The sequence below is a fragment of the Bacillus cereus group sp. MYBK30-2 genome, from assembly GCF_051915945.1.
GTDB lineage: Bacteria > Bacillota > Bacilli > Bacillales > Bacillaceae_G > Bacillus_A > Bacillus_A paramycoides.
The window spans coordinates 1393578-1411506 of record NZ_JBQAFR010000001.1 but is presented as its reverse complement, the minus strand read 5'-3'; the positions used below and the strand labels follow the sequence as shown (position 1 = coordinate 1411506).

Genomic DNA, 17929 nt, shown 5'->3' with positions numbered 1-17929 from the left:
TTTCATGAGAGGATTCGTTTTAGAAACGGGGGATATAGCTATATAATAAGAAGTAATAAAGCTTACATATAATGAATGGAGAAAGAAAAATGTTATTAAATCAACGCTTTACAATTGGAGAAATGGCGAAAATGCATAATATAGCGGAATCTACATTACGTTATTATGATGAGAAAGGAATTTTTCATCCGTCAACTGTTGACCCTCAAACCAATTATCGCTATTACACAATTGATCAGTTTTCACTATTAGATACGATTAAATTTTTACGCCAATTGAATATTCCATTAAAAGAAATAAAGAAATATATTGATGAACGAAACCCGTCTTATGCGCTGAATTTACTTGAAAAACAACAAGAAATGATGCTGAAAAAGCAAAGAGAAATCGAGTATGCTTTGGCAAAAATGGAACATAAAATCCATTTAATGAAGAAAGCGACGAGATCAGAAGCGAATCAAATTATTTATAAAAAGATATCGAAACGAAAAATCACAGCAATTGCAGTTGCGCCTAATACAACGGATGATATGTTTGAGTATTATATCCATTCGCTGCAAAAAAATATAAAGCAAATTGATAATAGTTTATTTTCAGGAGATATCGGTGTAACAGTTTCAAAAAAAGCATTACTTCAAAATGAGTTTCAAGCATATAACAGTGTGTTTATTCTATTGGATTACATGCCTTTTCAAGTGCATACTTCAGATGAAATAAAAGAAGGGATATTTGCTTGTTCTTATCATCATGGACCATATGAAGAAACAGATGAAACGTATACGGAATTATTAAAGCACATCGATAACGAAGGATACGAAGTGTGCGGAGATGCGCTTGAGCTTGCGTTAATTGATTGGTCTGTAACAGAAAATCCGAAGGAGCAAGTAACGGAAATTCAAATACCTGTTGCTAAAAAAATAAATAAACAATAAGCTTATATATTTTTCAATTCTCTATTGACCTTCAAGTTACTTGAAGGTTTAAACTGTGAACAGAGCGTTGAGAAAAAGGAGCATATTAGTATGGAAGCAACAGAAAAATTAAGAGAAAAACCGATAAAAAGTTTATTTATTTCGTATTTAATACCAGCAGTTCTTGGGATGGTATTAATGTCAGTGAATATCATGATTGATGCGGTCATGATTAGTAGAGGAGTTGGAGCGAACGGTTTAGCAGGAGTAAACGTGGCTGTTCCAGCGTTTTCAATTTTCTTCTCTATCTCATTATGGATTGGAATGGGTGGAGCAACGCTATATTCTATTGCACTAGGTGAAAATAAATTAGAAAGAGCAAGATCTATTTTTACTCAATCTATGACAGTGGCAGTTATTATCGTAGGTGTTTTAGCGGCTATTTGCTTATGGAGAATAGAAGATTTAGCATATCTGTTTGGTGCAAATGAAGTGATTTTACCATATGCGTTAGACTATTTACACGTGTTATTAACATTTGGAATGATATATGTTTTAGAAAATATTTTAAGTACATTTATACGTAACGATGGAAATCCTAATTTAGCAATGGCAGGTCTTGTCGTAACAGCTGTATTGAACATTATCTTTGACTATATCTTTATTTTCATCTTTGGATGGGGCGTAACAGGTGCTGCATCAGCGACTATTCTTTCGGCAGCAATTGGTTTCCTAGTATTATTAACTCACTTCTTTAGAAAAAGTAGTGTTTTAAAGTGGACGAAATTCCATTTTGAATGGGATACGGTTAAACAAATTATGGTGATTGGTTTCCCGAGCTTTACAACTGAAATTACAGTAGCGATTGTAACGGTTGGTTTTAATATTGCTTTTGTTCAATATGCAGGAGAAGTAGGTGTCGCTTCTTATGCGATGGTCAATAGTATTCATGCAATGACATTACTATTATTCTTCGGTGTTGGTGCCGCATTACAACCTATTGCTAGTTTCCATTATGGTGCAAATTTACCAGAAAGACTGCGTGAAGGATTACGGTTGGCTGTAAAAATTGCAGTTGTACTCGGAGGCGTAGCAATTGTTGTCGGTTTATTCTTCGGGAAATATATAATTGGTTTATTTGATGTTCAATCCCCAGAACTATTGGAGTTAACGTTAACAGGTATAAGTTTATTCTTTATCCAATATGTATTTTTAGGCTATAACATTGTGTATGGAGAATATTTCCAATCGGTGCGACAAACGACAAAATCAGTTCTTATTATTTTGAGCCGTGGTTTACTATTTATTATCCCATTGTTATGGATTATGCCGAAATTATTTGGCGTAAATGGAATTTGGCTCGTTATGCCAGTAGCAGAAATATTGACAGCAATCATTGTATTTACGATGAATCGTATGAAACATCCTGTTCCATTAAACTTGGCGGGAAAGAAAGAAGCAATATAATAAAAAAGTCCCCTTGAAAATAATTAAGGGGATTTTTTCATTCCTTTAAACTAATAGCAAAAGATCCATCTGTTTCCTGCACAGAAGCGAAAGCAACGTTTTTAATATTTGTAACGCCTTTCGCCTGTAACTCTGCATGTAACCACTTTACATTTTTATGGATTAGCTTTAAGTTATCGTATTGAATTTGTGAATCAACGATAAGAGCAATTGGTAATCCGGAATACTTAACATCTATATTCATATCTTTCGGAGTCAATGGTATGAGTTCTCTTTTTGGCAAAATACTTATAGATCCATTTGCTTCTAAAATTGCATATTCAATTTCATGAACACTCGGATAGCCTGCAACACGGAGGTTGGATAGTAATTCGGCAATTGGATATCTACTCTTCTTTAAGTTTTCAAAAATAATATCTCCATGTTTTATTAGAATAATGGGATGCCCGAGAATGAAGCGATTTAATTTATTTAATAAGCTTAGCTTTGTAAGTAGTAGATGTAAGCATGTAATGGCAACCATGCCGGAAAAAGCTTGCAAAGCACCGTCGACTGGTATCGCTTGAAAGGCCAAATAAGATAAAAAGATAATTGCGCCAAAATCATGAGGAGTTAGTTGTGCTAGTGCGGATTTCCCTAATAACTTAAGTGATATTAAAAATAAAATAAAAAAGAACGATACATTACATAAAAAGACGAGCAATATGTACACTCCTTCGTGCGAAGTTGTACTTACTATTCCCAAAGATATGATAAATATTACTTTTAGAGGGGAATTTAGACTGAATTGGAATTTATCCGTATACAAACGACTTAGTGGATATTATGATGAACAAATAGAGAAAATAGGAGTATATGCGAATGCTAAAGAAAAAAATTATTAAGTATAGTTTAGTTATGTTGATGATTTGCGCTGTTTATGTGGGATTTTTACAATATAACATTTATAAGCATGGTCATATGACAGCGCCAGATGAGGCGGATTACATGATTGTACTAGGCTCGAAAGTAAATGGGACGAAACCGTCTTATTCACTGCAATATCGTATAGATAAAGCAGCTGAGTATTTAAAATCACATGAGAAAACAATTGCTATCGTATCTGGAGGGCGAGGAAAAGGCGAAGATATTTCAGAAGCTTTAGCGATGAAACAAGGATTAATGAAACAAAATATTGCAGAAGACCGAATAATAATGGAAGACCGTTCGACGAGTACGGATGAAAATATTAAATTCTCAAAACCTCTTATCTCTAAAAATATGAAAAAAGGGATGATTGTAACGAACGATTTTCATATGTTTCGAGCGAAAAAGATTGCGGAAAAACAAGGATTAACATTAGAAGGTCTCCCGGCAAAAACACCGAAACCAATTATCATCCAATCGAACGTTAGAGAATATTTAGCGATCACACAATATTGGTTATTAAATCGAATATAATCAACTTGAATCCCATCTGAAATTTCAGGTGGGATTTACCTTAATGTAAATCTTACAAATATGTCATCTTAATGAAAGGTAAAGCGATAGTTTCTAAAGTGGTTTCCTGACATAATGAAGGTAACAAAAAACTTTAGAGGTGAATCGTATGAAAGGGAATAATATATTATCTTCACTATGCTACTTTAGTATCTTTTTTGCACCATTTTTACTGCCAATTATCGTTTACTTCGTTGCGGAAGATGAAGTAAAACATCATGCAAAAAAAGCATTTTGGTCACACGTTTTCCCATACGCAATTTTATTTGGAGGATTAGCTTTATCTGGAGTATACGGTTTAAGTTTCAATCAGTCTGAGAGCGTTGGAATTGGGATGGTTATAACGTATGCAGTGTTTATTCTTGTAGGAATTTACTACTTTATTTGGAATATCGTTAAAGGAATTAAAGTTTTGAAAGCGGCGTAACAAGAATTACATAACAGGCATTAACATCATTTAAACCTGCCGTTATTTTTCGGTAATTCGAGAGTCCTTGTCGAAACGTCGGTGTAATTTCATTTACCGTATTTATATGTATTAAAAAAAGAGAAATTCACAAAGAATTGCTCTTTTTGTGCTTATAAGTTGTGAATATTAAAAAAGATGTGTTAATTTTTCATTATGAAGAGAAAAAAGGAGTGATTTTCATGAATGAGATTATACATAAAATGGAGCAACACGTTTCAGTTCGTAAATATAAAGAAGAACCAATTTCAAAAGATGTAGTGGAAAGAATGGTGCAAGCTGCTCAGCATGCTGCTTCTTCACATTTTGTCCAGGCGTATTCGGTTATTTATGTAACAGATAAGGAACTAAAAGTTAAATTAGCAGAGCTATCTGGAAATCGTCATGTGAAAGATTGCGCGGCGTTCTTTATTTGTTGTGCGGATTTAAAGCGTCTCGAAATTGCATGCGAAAAACACGGTACAGAGATTAAACATGAGGGAGTAGAGGACTTCATCGTGGCAACAGTAGATGCCTCATTATTTGCACAAAACTTAGCACTTACAGCAGAATCATTAGGATACGGCATTTGCTATATCGGTGGAATTCGTAATAACCCGAGAGAAGTGAGTGAATTACTTCATTTACCGGATAAAGTATATCCTGTATTCGGAATGACAGTCGGCGTACCAGATGAAGATCATGGAGTTAAACCGCGGTTACCAGTAGCAGCCATTCTTCATGAAAATGGATACGATGAAAAGAAATATGATGAATTGTTAAACGAATACGATGATACGATGAGCGCGTATTATAAAGAAAGATCGTCAAATCAAAAAAACGTAACATGGACTGAATCAATGAGTTCATTTATGGCCAAAGAGAAGAGAATGCATATGAAAGAGTTTTTGAGTAAGAAAGGATTTAATAAGAAATAAGTAAAAGGACAAACCTGAGATGTGGGTTTGTCCTTTTTTAGAGGAGAAATATAATAATTTTCGAATAGGTATAGAGGGGAGATGACATGAAGAAAGCTTTGATTTTTCTATTTGATGGATTTGCAGAATTTGAAGTGAATATAGCAAATTTATGTTTGATAAGTAAAGGGTTTGAAGTAATAACAGCAACTGTTGACGGGACAACAGTTACAGGAGAAGGTGGATTTTTGTGTCAACCACATGTTTCTATAGGTCATATTGAAGTAGTGGATTATGAAGTGTTTATTGTACCAGGAGGAGGGCATATTTTTCACCATTTAGAAAATGAACAACTGTTATCTATTGTGAGCGAATTACATAAGCAAAATAAATGCATAGCGGGGATTTGTGCCGGGACATCTCTACTACATGCAGCTGGAGTGCTTAATGAGAAAAAATTCTCAACATCATTAACACCAGAGGTAGAACATTTAGCACATCTACATAAATGGGAATATAAACAAGAAGAAGATGTAACTGTGGATGGGAAAATTATTACAGCAGTAGGATCTGCATATGTTGAATTTGCTATTGAAATTGTGAAACAGCTCAATTTATTTAATGAAAGTGAAGTTAGTGAAAATCTTCAATACTTTAAAAATATAAAAACAGTATGTGGTGAGACGTTAGTTTAAGTTATAACATCACTTGTAAAACCGAAGCTAAGAAAGTGGGACCCGCTTTCTCAACTTCGGTTTTTTATTTGTTATTATATAAAATGAAAATAAAAATTGATAAATTTTTACAAAAATGATAGAAAATGAGAAGGAATTTCCAATAGTAAGTAAAAGCAGTTGCTAAAGGGGAACTGAGGGAGGAAGATGCTTATGATTTTCGATTCTGAAGAGGATTTAATTATAGCAATGTAAAAAGCGGCCAAATAGCCGCTTTTTATTGTGCAGTTAATATTCTAGTGATGATCCTATAGTTTTAAAATATTTTTCTCGTGAAGGAGTCATTACTCGGATTGCTAATAAACAGGAAAGGAAAAGAATGAGTAACGAGCTACATATTACAGTAATTTGAACGGAAAGAAACTGTGCGGATGCTCCAATTGCTAAAATGAAAAAGATTTGGATGAAATTTTTTATTGAATCAAATACACTATCGATACGTCCTATCATATGTACTGGGATGTTATTTTGATAAAATGTTATAAATCCAGTACCAGCAAATGATGAAGCGATCCCAAGTAAAATGAAACCACTTGCTGCGACCGTAAATGAATTTGAAAAGGCGAAAATCACATAGCCTACAGCTGTGAAAATCATACCTAAGCCGATACAATATTGAATCGGTAATCGTTTTGCAAAGAGAGAGACAAGAAATGAACCGCAAACGTAAGCTGCCCCGGTTATACTAACGAGCATGCTATATTTTACATCTGATAAAAACAGTACTTGTCTTGTAAAAACAACTTCTTGTGAATCCAGTGCCATTGAGACAAGCATTGTGGCTTGGAATAGAACGAATACGAGAATAATGTAAGTTTCAGTCCGTGCGAATGAAAAGACTTGTTTCCAATCGCTTCGTAATGTTTGTACGAAAGTATTTGTAACCTCTTTGTTTTGCTTTGTTTGTAATGTGATGTTTGGCAAGAAGTAAATGAGAATGGTAGAAAGTAGAAATGAAATTGAGTTGCAGTAAATAACAAAGGCTGCCGAGTATGTAGTGAGAAGTATTCCAGCAAGAGCCGGACCGATAATAAAAGCCCCATTTGTACACAGGCTATTCCAAGCATTAAATTGAGCGCGTTCTTCAGCTGGTATAAGCATGGTTTTATAAGTGAATGAAGCTGGATCGAAAAATGATGTAGCAATACGAGTCAAAAAGATAAAAATATAAATTGCCCAAATAGAATCAAATAGTGGAATACAGCCGATGAGCACTGCTCGAATAATATCTGTGATAAGCATAATTGATCGTTTATTTAATCGATCTACTATACTACCAGACCATATTTTTGTAACAACCGTGGCAATTGGACCAACGATCCATAATCCTGCTACAGCAGCGGGAGAGTTTGTACTATTTAACACCATTAAGTTTAGAGCTATGAGGTACATAAAATCACCTAAACGAGAAATGCCTGTTCCCGACAATAATAATAGTTTATTTTTCATGGGTATATGGACCTTTCTTTCATTGTTTTTTTATACGGCAGGAAATAGCGTATTCCTCTTCTGAGGCTGATTGACGAGCGGTTTTGTTTTCCCATCGTAATAACACTTGTGAAATCTCCCATGTGAGTTGTTGTAATTCCTCTGGAGTTAAAAATAAATGAGAAACAATGTGACTCCCTGTATTTGTTCCTTCCGTGCCCGCTTCTTCAATATAAAAATGAGCAGATTTTGCTTTATAATATTTTTCGATAATTCCTCGTTTCTCCTTTGTATCTACTAATTCAAGTAACCCTCCGTCATATAAAATTTGAATGTGATAGTGAACACTACCAGTAGATTTATTTAGTTTAGTAGCTACTTGCTTTGCAGTGAGTGTTTCGTCTTTTAAAAGGTGAAGAATTTGAATACGAGTTGCATTGGAAATTAGCTTTTGTTGTTCAGCTGAAATGGTAAGCCGATTCTCGAACATTATGGTAGCTCCTTTCTTATAATCTAATTTTATTGTACGTTCTAAAAAATTAGAACGTAAGAGAAATAAATCGCCTTTTTCCTGTGAATTTCGACATACATAAAAATAGCATGTACATATACATGCTATTATGTGATAGTAGATTCTTCACTAAGGTCCCCGCGATAAAATAAGAATAGCCATATAAAACTAACGAAAATACAGCATATAGCTAGCGAACTACCGATTATTTGCGGAGAAAATATTTCTAAAAGCCATCCTGTTATAAACATTGATAACTGAATAAGAGATCCGTAAATGGAGTAGTGGAATGAGAAAACTTTACCAATCATGTTTTCTGACGTATACGTTTGTAGCAATGTCGTATCAAGTGGAACGATGATTCCTCCTGCTATACGCATACAGAGTAATGTAATGATACCGATAATAAGTTGATCGGATAGAATGAATCCGAGAAAGAAAAATCCTTGTAGTAAATAGGCCCAACCAAATGCTCTTTTCATTTTTTCTTCATTTTTAGATATATATAAGTTAACGAGAAGACTACCAATCATAAGTCCCGCTCCTTGAACTGTATATAAAATTCCGATGTTAGAGTGGAAAATTCTTTCGGCATAGATTGTTAGAAGTAGCTGATAAGCGCCTCCAATAATGCCCCATGAAATTCCGACAAGAATTAATGTTAAAATAATTTTTCTTTGTAATATGTATGTATAACCATCCTTTATATCAGTAATAAATGCTTTTTTTGTGTTAAAAGTATTACGAGAAGGGATATGCATTTTATAAATAATAAAGGCTGAAATAAAGTATGACAGGCTGTTCATTAAAAAAGCGATCTCAATATTTAAAGATTGTGCAATAATCCCACCTAAAGAAGCCCCCATAATAGACATAGAACCATTGATTGTACTAGAAAGAGAGTTAGCGGTTACTAAATGATTTCGATGTACGATATTCTTTAGAGTTGATTGCTTAGCAGGCTCGAATAAACAAGAGAGTACAGATAAACATATATTAGAAACGAAAATAATCTCAATTTTATAGAATGCAAATAAGTAAGTGAGGACGATAATCCCTCGTAGAATATCGGTGGAAATCATAATCTTCTTTTTGGAAAAACGGTCTACAATTCCGCCTATGAATGGGCTAAGAAGGAGTTGAGGTAATCCTTTACTCATAAAAGTGAGCGCTATCATAAACGGAGATTCTGTTATGCTATAGACGAATGTTAATAAAGCTACAGTATGAAACCAATCTCCAAGTACGCTTAACGTTTGACCATAAAATAGTTTTTTGAAGTTTTTATTTGTTTTAAGCAGTGTGGAATAAGAAACTGATTGCGCTGACATAAAAACTAATCCCTATCTATTGGTGATGTTTGTACATGCTTTTTCCATTCGCTTAAATACATTTTTTCTGCTTTGGGTAGTCCAATAGGTAATTTTGCAATAAATTCTAAACTATTTCCATCAAGATCGTTAAAATATACAGAGGCGTGTGCTAGTTCGGGAAAAACGATAGGCTCAATTGGTTCCATTCCGAAGTCTTTCCTTGCTGAAATTCCTTTTTGATTTAGCCAGTGTATCGCGTTTTCTAAATCGTGTAAGCTTACTTGGAAAGCGATATGTCGTAAGGATGGATGATAATTAACTTTGTATTCTTTTCCTTCCCAAAGGCCAAGCCAACTTTCATTTTCTACAATCCAAAAGAAGGCGATATCCTTGTCTCTTTTATATAATTTTAGCCCCAGTGATTCATAAAAAGGTATCGGAATTTCTAAATTACGGACAGGTAAATGTGCTTCATAAAGACCTTTAATCATTATAATCCTCCTTAGTAAAAATGTTTCTTATTCCATATTAAACGATGTTTTGTTTGTTGAAATCGCTAAAAAGAAGGATATTAATTCATACGGAAGTATGAAAAAACAGCTCAAATATGAGCTGTTTTCGTATAGTTTTTAGCTAACGCATTCATTCATTTTGAGCTTAACGGAAAGGATATTTTATATTAATATCCGAATCCCCCGCCACCCCAACAGCTACATCCGATAATGATTAGAAGGATGAATAGTACGATGAGTAAAGCAAATCCCCCGCCGAAACCAGCGCAACTACCACCAAAGCTCATGTTTTTTCCTCCTTTTTAGTAAATTAATCTATATAATTAATGGATTACTGTATACAGTATGTTTTTATATGGAAAAGGAGCAAGTCTTACTTCTAATTAGACAAAAGCCTGTGAGTTCATTTAGGTTTGATGTTCAGTATACGTCATATCGTATTTTGAATAGGGAGTATTACTGATTGCAAATAGTGGGATAAGTGGTAAGATGACATGGAAGTGTATAATAAATGAATGGATTGTTAAATAAATTGTGATGTAACTTACAATTACGTTAAACTTTCTTTTCACAAATATAAAATTTGTAAAAAAACATTTTTATATTTTTTTATGTGTAAAAATGTACTATAATTTTACAAGTAATATTATGGGAAAAGGGAGCTTGTAAAGAGATGGAGATGAGAAATCTACAAGATACTATAGAAAATAATAAGCAAGAATTAATTCGACTGGTTGCAACATATGGATTAGGACATAATAAAGTTTTGTTATTTAGTCGAGATTTAGATATATTAATTAATAAGTTTATGAATATAAAAGACAAAGTGTATAAGTGAATAATCTTTAGTTTTTATATTAGGATTATTTACTTACAAAGGAGAGAACAGTTATTGGAACGTTTACAAGAAGAATTGTATAAACAAATAAAAGAAGAAAAAGGTACAGTTACTATATTTTTAAAGAGCGGGGTAAGAATAGTAGGAAAAGTAGTTGGGGTAGATAAATTTACAATTTTAATGTTAGTAGATGGGAAGCAACAACTTATTTACAAACAGGCAGTATCAACAATTATGAAATAAGACACTCAAAATGAGTGTCTTATTTCATAATTAAACGGTTACTGTTTGCAAGCTTCGACGTCAATGCCAGCAGCGAGTAATTTTTTTTCTCCTTCTTGTTCAATGAGTTTTTGTAATTTGGATAAGAAAGAGTCAAAATCTGTATGCTTACCAACTTGGAAAGTCATCTTATGCTCAATTGGTAGCCACGTATCAATGTCAGCTTCGTTATGCTGAATTTTCACTTCAAGTTTATCAAGCGCGTTAGCAACTTTTGCTTCATACGTTTCTTTCGCTTCGAATTCCATCCATAAATCGTGTAATTCTTCCCCAAGAGGACCTTCTAATGTACGTTTAATATTTAAAATGGCCTCTTGCTCATTTTTTTGTTTTTGTAATTGTAATTCACGGCTATTCATCGTGTCAAAGGCGGGGATGTCACCTGCTTCAGCTTCAACAAGGTCGTGAATAATGACCATTTTAAGTAATTTTTCTATATTTACTTTTTGATCTAAATAAGGCTCAACTAAGATGGCCATTAGCGACATACGCCATGTATGTTCTGCAACACTTTCTTGACGTCCGTTAGAGAGCCAGCTGTGTCGCATTTCGTATTTTAGTTTTTCTGCTAATGCAATGACCTGTAAAATATTATGTTCCATAGGGATCCTCCTCACATTGCTATATTATAATTCTAGTATAGAAATGAAATGTGTCAATTTTATGAGTATATTGCGATAAATAGATGATAGTCGTATAATGGTTATTATATATGAAAACGCATTATTAAAATAAAAAAATGTTTTATAAAAACGAAAAGGAAGGGCAGGAATATGGGAGACGAAAATCAAGTGTTAGTTAGGCCACAAAGGAAAAAGAGAAAGTTTGATATTTCTAGCCCATTTGGCATTTTAATAGGTTTTGTCATTGTAATTGCGGCGATCATGCTTGGCGGTGGTGGAATAAACGCTTTTAAAAATTTTTTAGATGTTTCATCTATTTTAATTGTTATAGGGGGAACAACAGCGACAATTGTAGTGGCATATAGATTTGGAGAAATAAAAAAATATACGAAAAGTATTTTTACTGTTTTACATAGAAGAGAGGAAGATTTAGAACAGTTAACGGATTTGTTCGTTGATTTTTCGAAAAAGTCTAAAAAACATGGTTTGCTCTCATTAGAAGTTGATGGAGAGCAAGTAGACAATCCTTTTATTCAAAAGGGGATCCGTTTAATGTTAAGTGGATATGATGAAGCAGAATTAAAAGAAGTATTAATGAAGGATGTTGAAACAGAGGTGTATGAGTTAAGAAAAGGAGCAACATTATTAGATAAAATCGGTGATTTCGCTCCAGCGTGGGGGATGATAGGAACGTTAATTGGTCTTATTATTATGCTTCAAAACTTGCAAGATACATCGCAAATCGGTACAGGGATGGCAGTTGCTATGTTGACGACATTGTATGGATCTGTTATTGCAAACATGATTGCGATACCATTATCCGAAAAAGTGTATCGTGGTATTGAAGATTTGTATACAGAGAAGAAGTTTGTAATAGAAGCAATTTCGGAGCTTTACCGAGGACAAATTCCTTCTAAGCTAAAGTTAAAACTTGATACATACGTATATGAAACGAATATGACAAAAGAAAAACGAGCTGCCTAATATTTCAAGGAGAATTAAACAGTAATCGAAAAAGCGGATAATCATAGACATATGTATGAAAATGTAAAAAGGAGAGGTGAAAAATCTGTTACTAACAAAAGAGTGAATATACATTTGTCTATATTTTTAGTAGCAGTGGTATGATGATAAAACGACCGCAAAAAGGATCGCCTCGTTGGATGACGACTTTTACTGATTTAACGATGTTATTGTTAACTTTCTTTGTACTATTAGTTGCCACATCAAAACAAGATACAGTAAAATTATCGAAGATGCTTGAAAAGTTTAGTGATGCAGAGCAAGTAGATGCGAAAGTAATGGAAGGTACAATACCAGATATTTCACATGAAAAAAATGATGAGAAAGCAGTTTCAAAAAAGCGAATGGATGAATTATATAAAAAGTTAAAGGCATATGTAGATAATAATGGTGTTAGTCAAGTGAATGTATATCGAGAAGATACAGGCGTGAGCATCGTTATAGTAGACAATTTAATATTTGATACAGGTGATGCGAATGTTAAACCAGAAGCGAAAGAAGTAATTAGTCAATTAGTAGGGTTCTTTCAATCGGTACCAAATCCAATTGTTGTAGAAGGACATACAGATAGTAGACCGATTCATAATGAAAAATTCCCTTCCAACTGGGAATTATCTTCAGCACGAGCAGCTAATATGATTCACCACTTAATTGAAGTGTATAATGTAGATGACAAACGATTAGCGGCGGTAGGATATGCAGACACAAAACCAGTAGCATCAAATGATTCACCGCAAAATTGGGAGAAAAACCGTCGCGTTGTAATATATATTAAAGAATAATATATTTCTATTTTATTAATAAAATAATAAAATACAGAAATTCTTTTAAAAAAATATTAAATTTTCTCGTTTTATTTTGTATAATGAGTGAGAATGATAAGGTGAAATATTAAGATATATTTATACATAGAAGGAGAGAACCGAAAAGAATGGCACATAAAATTTTAGTTGTAGACGATGCGATGTTTATGCGAACAATGATTAAAAACTTATTAAAAAGTAATTCTGAATTTGAAGTTATCGGTGAAGCAGAGAATGGGGTAGAAGCGATTCAAAAGTATAAAGAACTTCAACCTGATATTGTAACACTAGATATTACTATGCCAGAAATGGACGGACTTGAAGCATTAAAAGAAATTATGAAAATGGATTCAAGTGCAAAGGTTGTTATTTGTTCCGCAATGGGACAACAAGGTATGGTATTAGATGCAATTAAAGGCGGGGCAAAAGACTTTATTGTAAAGCCATTCCAAGCGGATCGTGTTATCGAAGCTTTAACAAAAGTAGCAAACAGCTAATATAGAAGGGGAGCCACAAAGAATCAAAACAATGATAGCGGATAGACGTGTGGCCCCCTTTTTTTCGTTTTAAAACACTAAATTGTTATACATAAATGAAATGTTTGTTAGACAGGTAGGGGATTAAAATGCAAACAGATCTATTAAATATATTTTTTGAAGAAGCAGAAGAACATTTACAGTCGCTAAATGAAAATGTGCTAAATTTAGAACAGAATCCTGCCGACATGGATGTTGTAGGAGAAATATTCCGCTCAGCTCATACATTTAAAGGTATGTCTGCGAGTATGGAATTTACAGAAATGGCGGATTTAACTCATAAGATGGAAAATGTTTTAGATGAAATCCGTCATGGCAATCTGATGGTGAATGCTAATATTATTGATGTTATTTTTGAGTGCATTGATAATTTAGAAAAGATGGTTGCAGATGTGCAACAAGGCGGAATGGGTAATATTGATGTAGTATCAACAAAACATAAATTAGAAGCATTATTGAACGGTAATGTAGAAGCTTCTATGGAACATACAGAACTAAGTAGTATAAACAATGACAATACAGTTTCGCATGAAGTATATATAACAGTTGAACAACAAGCTATTTTAAAAGCAGTACGTGCCATTATGTGTATTGAAGCATTACAAAATTTAGGCAGTATACAAAAAACAGTTCCAAGCATTGAAGAAATCGAAGCGGATGCTTTTGGATTTGAGTTTACAGTATATATGGATACTGATCGTAGTGTTGAAGAATTGAAACAGGTAGTGCTTCACGTTTCTGAAATTGAGAAAGTAGAAGTGAAGCAAGGAAACTATATAGCACAAGAAGCCGTACAGGTAGAAGAAAATATACTACCGATTGCAGCCACGCAGCATGAGTCATCTTTAGAGGCATCAACGCAACCGGCCAGCACAACGTCAGCTAAAAGTACTACAAAAACGAAAAATGCTAAAGTAGAAAATCGTTCTATTCGTGTTCAGTTAGAAAAAATCGAAAGATTAATGAATATGTTTGAAGAAAGTGTAATTGAGCGTGGACGAATTGATGAATTAGCAGAAACGATTCAAAATAAGGAGTTAATCGAGCATTTAAATCGATTAGGGGATATTTCAAAAGATATCCAAAATGTATTGTTGAACATGCGTATGGTACCGATTGAAACGGTCTTCAACCGTTTTCCACGTATGGTACGTATGTTAGCGAAAGATTTAGGTAAAAAAATCAATTTACAAATTAAAGGTGAAGATACTGAAGTTGACAAAATTGTTATTGACGAAATTGGTGATCCACTCGTTCATTTAATTCGTAATGCAATTGATCATGGTGTTGAGACTGTTGAAAAACGCCGTGATGCCGGTAAAAATGAGACAGGTACTATTAAATTAGAGGCGTTTCATAGTGGAAATCATGTCGTAATTCAAATTACTGATGATGGAAACGGTATTCATAAAGGGAAAGTATTAGAAAAAGCGATTAAAAATGGTGTAGTAACAGAAGCAGAGGCAAATAAATTATCGGATCGTGAAGTGTTTGATCTTATCTTCCAACCGGGATTTAGTACAGCTGAAGTTGTATCAGATCTCTCTGGACGTGGGGTTGGATTAGATGTTGTTAAACATACGATTCATAGTTTAGGTGGGCATTTAATTATTGATTCTGAAGAAGGAAAAGGAAGTACATTCAGAGTTGAACTTCCTTTAACATTGTCTATTATTCAATCGATGCTTATTCAAACAAATGATAAGCGTTATGCCTTGCCTCTTGGTAATATTGTTGAAGCCGTTCGAATTAAGAAAGAAGACATACAATCGTTACAAGGGAAAGACGTTTTAAACTATCGTAATCAAATTATTGAAGTGAAACATTTAAGTACTGTATTTGGTGAAAACACAGTAGATGAGGCGTTCGCATCATATGATAGTCAAATGGTTCCTGTGTTAATTGTTCGTAATACACATCGTAGCTATGGACTGATCGTAAACACAATTATCGGTCAAAGAGAAATAGTCTTAAAATCATTAGGTGATTTCTTTGCAGAGAGTTCTAACTATTTCTCTGGTGCGACAATTCTCGGTGATGGACGAGTGGTCCTCATTTTAAACCCAGAAGGTTTATAATAGGAATGAAGGAAGCTCCCCACTTGTATACAATTGGGGAGCTTTTTGGGTAGAACTAATAATATAAGCATATGACAACTGTCGTTTGCACATATTGTGGAAATAAATACATGTTCACAATTCGAATAATAAGTTTGGTAAAATATAACGAGTGTAATAGAGAGTTTATCCCGTATTAGCGGGCAGTAAAACTCCGACATCAAAATTCAGTGAATACGAGAGAGATAGGTGGGAGATTAACTCCCCATAAAAGCCCGATTGGTGTGGGCTAATAATCAGTGTGGGTGAGGGACAAAATCGCCACTGATTAAAGTTTCACTTTATATTATTTGATAGAAAAACAAAAATGAGGAGGCAGGAAAAATGCCTGAGCAACACACAAAAGGGGATACTAGCACAATTGTGTTAGAAAAAGAAAATGAGCATTTAACGTCTCAAGAATGTGATATTCTTGGTGAGATTGCAAATATATCATTCGGTTCAGCTTCGACTGTATTATCAACAATTTTAAATAGGCAAGTAAGTATTACTGCTCCTCATGTAGAATTGGTAGATTTATATGATACAAGTGATGTTGAAGTTCCACATGTTGTATTAAATATCCATTTCACAAAAGGATTAGATATGGAAAATCTTCTTGTTCTTAAGCAAGATGTTGCTTTATCTATTGCTGATCTAATGATGATGGGGACAGGGGAAGTTGCAGAAGGAAAAGAGCTTGGTGAATTAGAGCTAAGTGCAGTGCAAGAAGCAATGAATCAAATGATGGGATTCGCAGCAACATCTATGTCAGAATTCTTCCAAGATACGGTAGACATGTCTCCGCCAACAATTAAAGTTGTGCAACTGACGGAAGAAATGGAGAAGATTTCTGGTGTTAATGGGAATAATATGGTTGTTAAAGTATCGTTTGAATTAAAAATAGATAATCTTGTAAATTCTCAGCTTGTACAGATTGTTTCAGTTGAACATGCGAAGCGAATGATAAATAAATTGTTACAATTATCTGGTGGTGTGGAAGAAGAAATAGATGAGCAGGCAGAAGTGCAGGAAATTGAGATTGTAGAAGAGCATGTGGAAAAAGAGCAGTTAACACAAGAAGAGAAAGATGTACTTGGTGAAATTGCGAATATTTCAATCGGTTCGGCTTCAACAGTACTATCGACGCTTTTAAATCAGCCTGTCACTATTAGTACACCAAATGTAGAGGCGATTAATGTTCGTCATTATGAAGGAGTACCGGTTCCGTTTGTTATTTTAAATGTCGATTTTGTTGAAGGACTAAAGAATGAGAATGTATTCGTATTTACGAAAGATGTTGCTTTAACAATGGTAGATTTAATGATGATGGGAACGGGTGAAATTGATCCGGAGAAAGAGCTAAGTGAATTAGAGTTAAGTGGCATTAAAGAAATTATGAACCAAATGATGGGGCATGCTGCAACAGCAATGTCAGAAATGTTTAAAGAAAAAATGGATATGACACCGCCAGACGTTAAATTTGTTTCGTTAAAAGAAGAAATGGAATATTTGGGAGAAACGATGGAAGTGGACGAGCTCGTTCAAATTACATTCAATCTTGAAATTGGTGATCTACTTCAATCAAAGATGTATCAAATACTACCAATTTCAGAAGCAAAAGAAATGGTTAGACGACTTCTTTATCCGATGGTGGAAGAGCAAGAAGAAATAGTTGAGGAAGTTGTTGAAGAGGAAGAAATTCCTGCACCAGTCGTACAGCCAATTGAATATAAAGAGGTCAAACAAGTTGAGCCGATATATATGGATACATCTATTCTACAAAATGTAGAAATGAATGTTAAATTTGTATTCGGAAGTACAGTGAGAACAATTCAAGATATTTTAAGTTTACAAGAAAATGAAGCGGTCATACTTGATGAAGATATTGATGAACCAATTCAAATTTATGTGAACGATGTATTAGTGGCGTGTGGAGAACTTGTAAATGTAGATGGGTTTTTCGGAGTAAAAGTGACGAAATCGCTATAAGACGTCAAAATAGGAGTTT

The 17929-nt window shown here is 33.9% G+C and carries 19 protein-coding genes and 1 pseudogene; 13 read left to right on the top strand and 7 right to left on the bottom strand.

Features of this window, described 5'->3' with window-relative positions:
* Positions 1 to 89: 89 nt before the first annotated feature.
* Both ACTFQM_RS07370 and ACTFQM_RS07365 read left to right on the top strand, forming a co-directional pair.
* Positions 90 to 932 (top strand): MerR family transcriptional regulator, encoded by an 843-nt coding sequence (locus tag ACTFQM_RS07370; protein ID WP_071720951.1) that lies wholly within the window; start codon positions 90 to 92, stop codon positions 930 to 932.
* 90 nt (positions 933 to 1022) lie between these two features.
* Positions 1023 to 2378 (top strand): MATE family efflux transporter, encoded by a 1356-nt coding sequence (locus ACTFQM_RS07365; RefSeq protein WP_048373308.1) that lies wholly within the window; start codon positions 1023 to 1025, stop codon positions 2376 to 2378.
* A gap of 37 nt (positions 2379 to 2415) precedes the next feature.
* Here the strand turns inward: ACTFQM_RS07365 and ACTFQM_RS07360 are convergent, their stop codons facing one another.
* Positions 2416 to 3081: a DUF421 domain-containing protein gene (locus ACTFQM_RS07360; protein ID WP_071720948.1), complete on the bottom strand. Its 666-nt coding sequence runs from the start codon at positions 3079 to 3081 to the stop codon at positions 2416 to 2418.
* A gap of 158 nt (positions 3082 to 3239) precedes the next feature.
* Between ACTFQM_RS07360 and ACTFQM_RS07355 the strand changes: the two genes are divergently transcribed.
* From ACTFQM_RS07355 to ACTFQM_RS07340, 4 genes are all read left to right on the top strand, one after another.
* Positions 3240 to 3818 (top strand): YdcF family protein, encoded by a 579-nt coding sequence (locus ACTFQM_RS07355; protein WP_440033938.1) that lies wholly within the window; start codon positions 3240 to 3242, stop codon positions 3816 to 3818.
* Positions 3819 to 3966: 148 nt separating this feature from the next.
* A complete protein-coding gene (locus tag ACTFQM_RS07350; protein WP_078181280.1) occupies positions 3967 to 4284 on the top strand; it encodes a DUF4870 domain-containing protein in 318 nt (105 codons plus the stop codon).
* A 221-nt stretch (positions 4285 to 4505) separates the two neighbouring features.
* Complete coding sequence (gene nfsA, locus ACTFQM_RS07345; protein WP_440033937.1) at positions 4506 to 5240, top strand: oxygen-insensitive NADPH nitroreductase; 735 nt, start codon at positions 4506 to 4508, stop codon at positions 5238 to 5240.
* 86 nt (positions 5241 to 5326) lie between these two features.
* A complete protein-coding gene (locus tag ACTFQM_RS07340) occupies positions 5327 to 5914 on the top strand; it encodes a DJ-1/PfpI family protein (protein WP_440033936.1) in 588 nt (195 codons plus the stop codon).
* Between the two features lie 267 nt (positions 5915 to 6181).
* Here the strand turns inward: ACTFQM_RS07340 and ACTFQM_RS07335 are convergent, their stop codons facing one another.
* The 5 genes from ACTFQM_RS07335 to ACTFQM_RS07315 all read right to left on the bottom strand — a co-directional run bounded on the left by ACTFQM_RS07335 (position 6182) and on the right by ACTFQM_RS07315 (position 10004).
* A complete protein-coding gene (locus ACTFQM_RS07335) occupies positions 6182 to 7402 on the bottom strand; it encodes an MFS transporter (protein ID WP_440033935.1) in 1221 nt (406 codons plus the stop codon).
* A gap of 19 nt (positions 7403 to 7421) precedes the next feature.
* On the bottom strand, positions 7422 to 7871 hold the full coding sequence (locus ACTFQM_RS07330; protein WP_440033934.1) for an ArsR/SmtB family transcription factor: 450 nt from the start codon (positions 7869 to 7871) through the stop codon (positions 7422 to 7424).
* Positions 7872 to 7999: 128 nt separating this feature from the next.
* A complete protein-coding gene (locus ACTFQM_RS07325; RefSeq protein ID WP_440033933.1) occupies positions 8000 to 9223 on the bottom strand; it encodes an MFS transporter in 1224 nt (407 codons plus the stop codon).
* A 5-nt stretch (positions 9224 to 9228) separates the two neighbouring features.
* Complete coding sequence (locus ACTFQM_RS07320; RefSeq protein ID WP_440033932.1) at positions 9229 to 9696, bottom strand: VOC family protein; 468 nt, start codon at positions 9694 to 9696, stop codon at positions 9229 to 9231.
* 188 nt (positions 9697 to 9884) lie between these two features.
* Complete coding sequence (locus tag ACTFQM_RS07315) at positions 9885 to 10004, bottom strand: YjcZ family sporulation protein (protein ID WP_000007804.1); 120 nt, start codon at positions 10002 to 10004, stop codon at positions 9885 to 9887.
* Between the two features lie 334 nt (positions 10005 to 10338).
* Here ACTFQM_RS07315 and ACTFQM_RS07310 point away from each other — a divergent pair.
* A pseudogene (locus ACTFQM_RS07310) lies at positions 10339 to 10555 on the top strand (Spo0E family sporulation regulatory protein-aspartic acid phosphatase).
* 54 nt (positions 10556 to 10609) lie between these two features.
* Entirely contained in the window at positions 10610 to 10798 is a 189-nt protein-coding gene (gene hfq / locus ACTFQM_RS07305; RefSeq protein WP_002171262.1) for an RNA chaperone Hfq, read from the top strand.
* Positions 10799 to 10836: 38 nt separating this feature from the next.
* Here hfq and ACTFQM_RS07300 read toward each other — a convergent pair whose 3' ends face one another.
* Positions 10837 to 11439, bottom strand: coding sequence for an HD domain-containing protein (locus ACTFQM_RS07300; protein WP_048373336.1), 603 nt, complete (start codon positions 11437 to 11439; stop codon positions 10837 to 10839).
* A 171-nt stretch (positions 11440 to 11610) separates the two neighbouring features.
* On the opposite strand from ACTFQM_RS07300, the gene ACTFQM_RS07295 reads away from it, so the two are divergent.
* From ACTFQM_RS07295 to ACTFQM_RS07275, 5 genes are all read left to right on the top strand, one after another.
* Positions 11611 to 12444 (top strand): flagellar motor protein MotP, encoded by an 834-nt coding sequence (locus ACTFQM_RS07295; protein ID WP_440033931.1) that lies wholly within the window; start codon positions 11611 to 11613, stop codon positions 12442 to 12444.
* Positions 12445 to 12587: 143 nt separating this feature from the next.
* The gene (locus tag ACTFQM_RS07290; protein WP_002012067.1) at positions 12588 to 13265 is read left to right on the top strand and encodes an OmpA family protein; all 678 of its coding nucleotides are present in this window, start codon (positions 12588 to 12590) and stop codon (positions 13263 to 13265) included.
* Positions 13266 to 13414: 149 nt separating this feature from the next.
* Positions 13415 to 13783 carry a response regulator gene (locus ACTFQM_RS07285; RefSeq protein ID WP_178940359.1) on the top strand — a complete coding sequence of 123 codons (369 nt, stop codon included), beginning with the start codon at positions 13415 to 13417 and terminating at the stop codon, positions 13781 to 13783.
* Positions 13784 to 13911: 128 nt separating this feature from the next.
* Positions 13912 to 15900, top strand: a complete 1989-nt coding sequence (locus tag ACTFQM_RS07280) for a chemotaxis protein CheW (RefSeq protein WP_440033929.1) — start codon at positions 13912 to 13914, stop codon at positions 15898 to 15900.
* A 363-nt stretch (positions 15901 to 16263) separates the two neighbouring features.
* Entirely contained in the window at positions 16264 to 17910 is a 1647-nt protein-coding gene (locus tag ACTFQM_RS07275) for a flagellar motor switch protein (protein ID WP_440033927.1), read from the top strand.
* The last annotated feature ends 19 nt before the right edge of the window (positions 17911 to 17929 follow it).

Excerpts from the sequence above, each read along its gene's own strand:
- ACTFQM_RS07370 (WP_071720951.1), top strand. The coding sequence starts at position 90 with ATGTTATTAAATCAACGCTTTACAATTGGAGAAATGGCGAAAATGCAT.
- ACTFQM_RS07365 (WP_048373308.1), top strand. The coding sequence starts at position 1,023 with ATGGAAGCAACAGAAAAATTAAGAGAAAAACCGATAAAAAGTTTATTT.
- ACTFQM_RS07355 (WP_440033938.1), top strand. The coding sequence starts at position 3,240 with ATGCTAAAGAAAAAAATTATTAAGTATAGTTTAGTTATGTTGATGATT.
- ACTFQM_RS07350 (WP_078181280.1), top strand. The coding sequence starts at position 3,967 with ATGAAAGGGAATAATATATTATCTTCACTATGCTACTTTAGTATCTTT.
- nfsA (WP_440033937.1), top strand. The coding sequence starts at position 4,506 with ATGAATGAGATTATACATAAAATGGAGCAACACGTTTCAGTTCGTAAA.
- ACTFQM_RS07340 (WP_440033936.1), top strand. The coding sequence starts at position 5,327 with ATGAAGAAAGCTTTGATTTTTCTATTTGATGGATTTGCAGAATTTGAA.
- ACTFQM_RS07335 (WP_440033935.1), bottom strand. The coding sequence starts at position 7,402 with ATGAAAAATAAACTATTATTATTGTCGGGAACAGGCATTTCTCGTTTA.
- ACTFQM_RS07330 (WP_440033934.1), bottom strand. The coding sequence starts at position 7,871 with ATGTTCGAGAATCGGCTTACCATTTCAGCTGAACAACAAAAGCTAATT.
- ACTFQM_RS07325 (WP_440033933.1), bottom strand. The coding sequence starts at position 9,223 with ATGTCAGCGCAATCAGTTTCTTATTCCACACTGCTTAAAACAAATAAA.
- ACTFQM_RS07320 (WP_440033932.1), bottom strand. The coding sequence starts at position 9,696 with ATGATTAAAGGTCTTTATGAAGCACATTTACCTGTCCGTAATTTAGAA.
- ACTFQM_RS07315 (WP_000007804.1), bottom strand. The coding sequence starts at position 10,004 with ATGAGCTTTGGTGGTAGTTGCGCTGGTTTCGGCGGGGGATTTGCTTTA.
- ACTFQM_RS07300 (WP_048373336.1), bottom strand. The coding sequence starts at position 11,439 with ATGGAACATAATATTTTACAGGTCATTGCATTAGCAGAAAAACTAAAA.
- ACTFQM_RS07295 (WP_440033931.1), top strand. The coding sequence starts at position 11,611 with ATGGGAGACGAAAATCAAGTGTTAGTTAGGCCACAAAGGAAAAAGAGA.
- ACTFQM_RS07290 (WP_002012067.1), top strand. The coding sequence starts at position 12,588 with ATGATAAAACGACCGCAAAAAGGATCGCCTCGTTGGATGACGACTTTT.
- ACTFQM_RS07285 (WP_178940359.1), top strand. The coding sequence starts at position 13,415 with ATGGCACATAAAATTTTAGTTGTAGACGATGCGATGTTTATGCGAACA.
- ACTFQM_RS07280 (WP_440033929.1), top strand. The coding sequence starts at position 13,912 with ATGCAAACAGATCTATTAAATATATTTTTTGAAGAAGCAGAAGAACAT.
- ACTFQM_RS07275 (WP_440033927.1), top strand. The coding sequence starts at position 16,264 with ATGCCTGAGCAACACACAAAAGGGGATACTAGCACAATTGTGTTAGAA.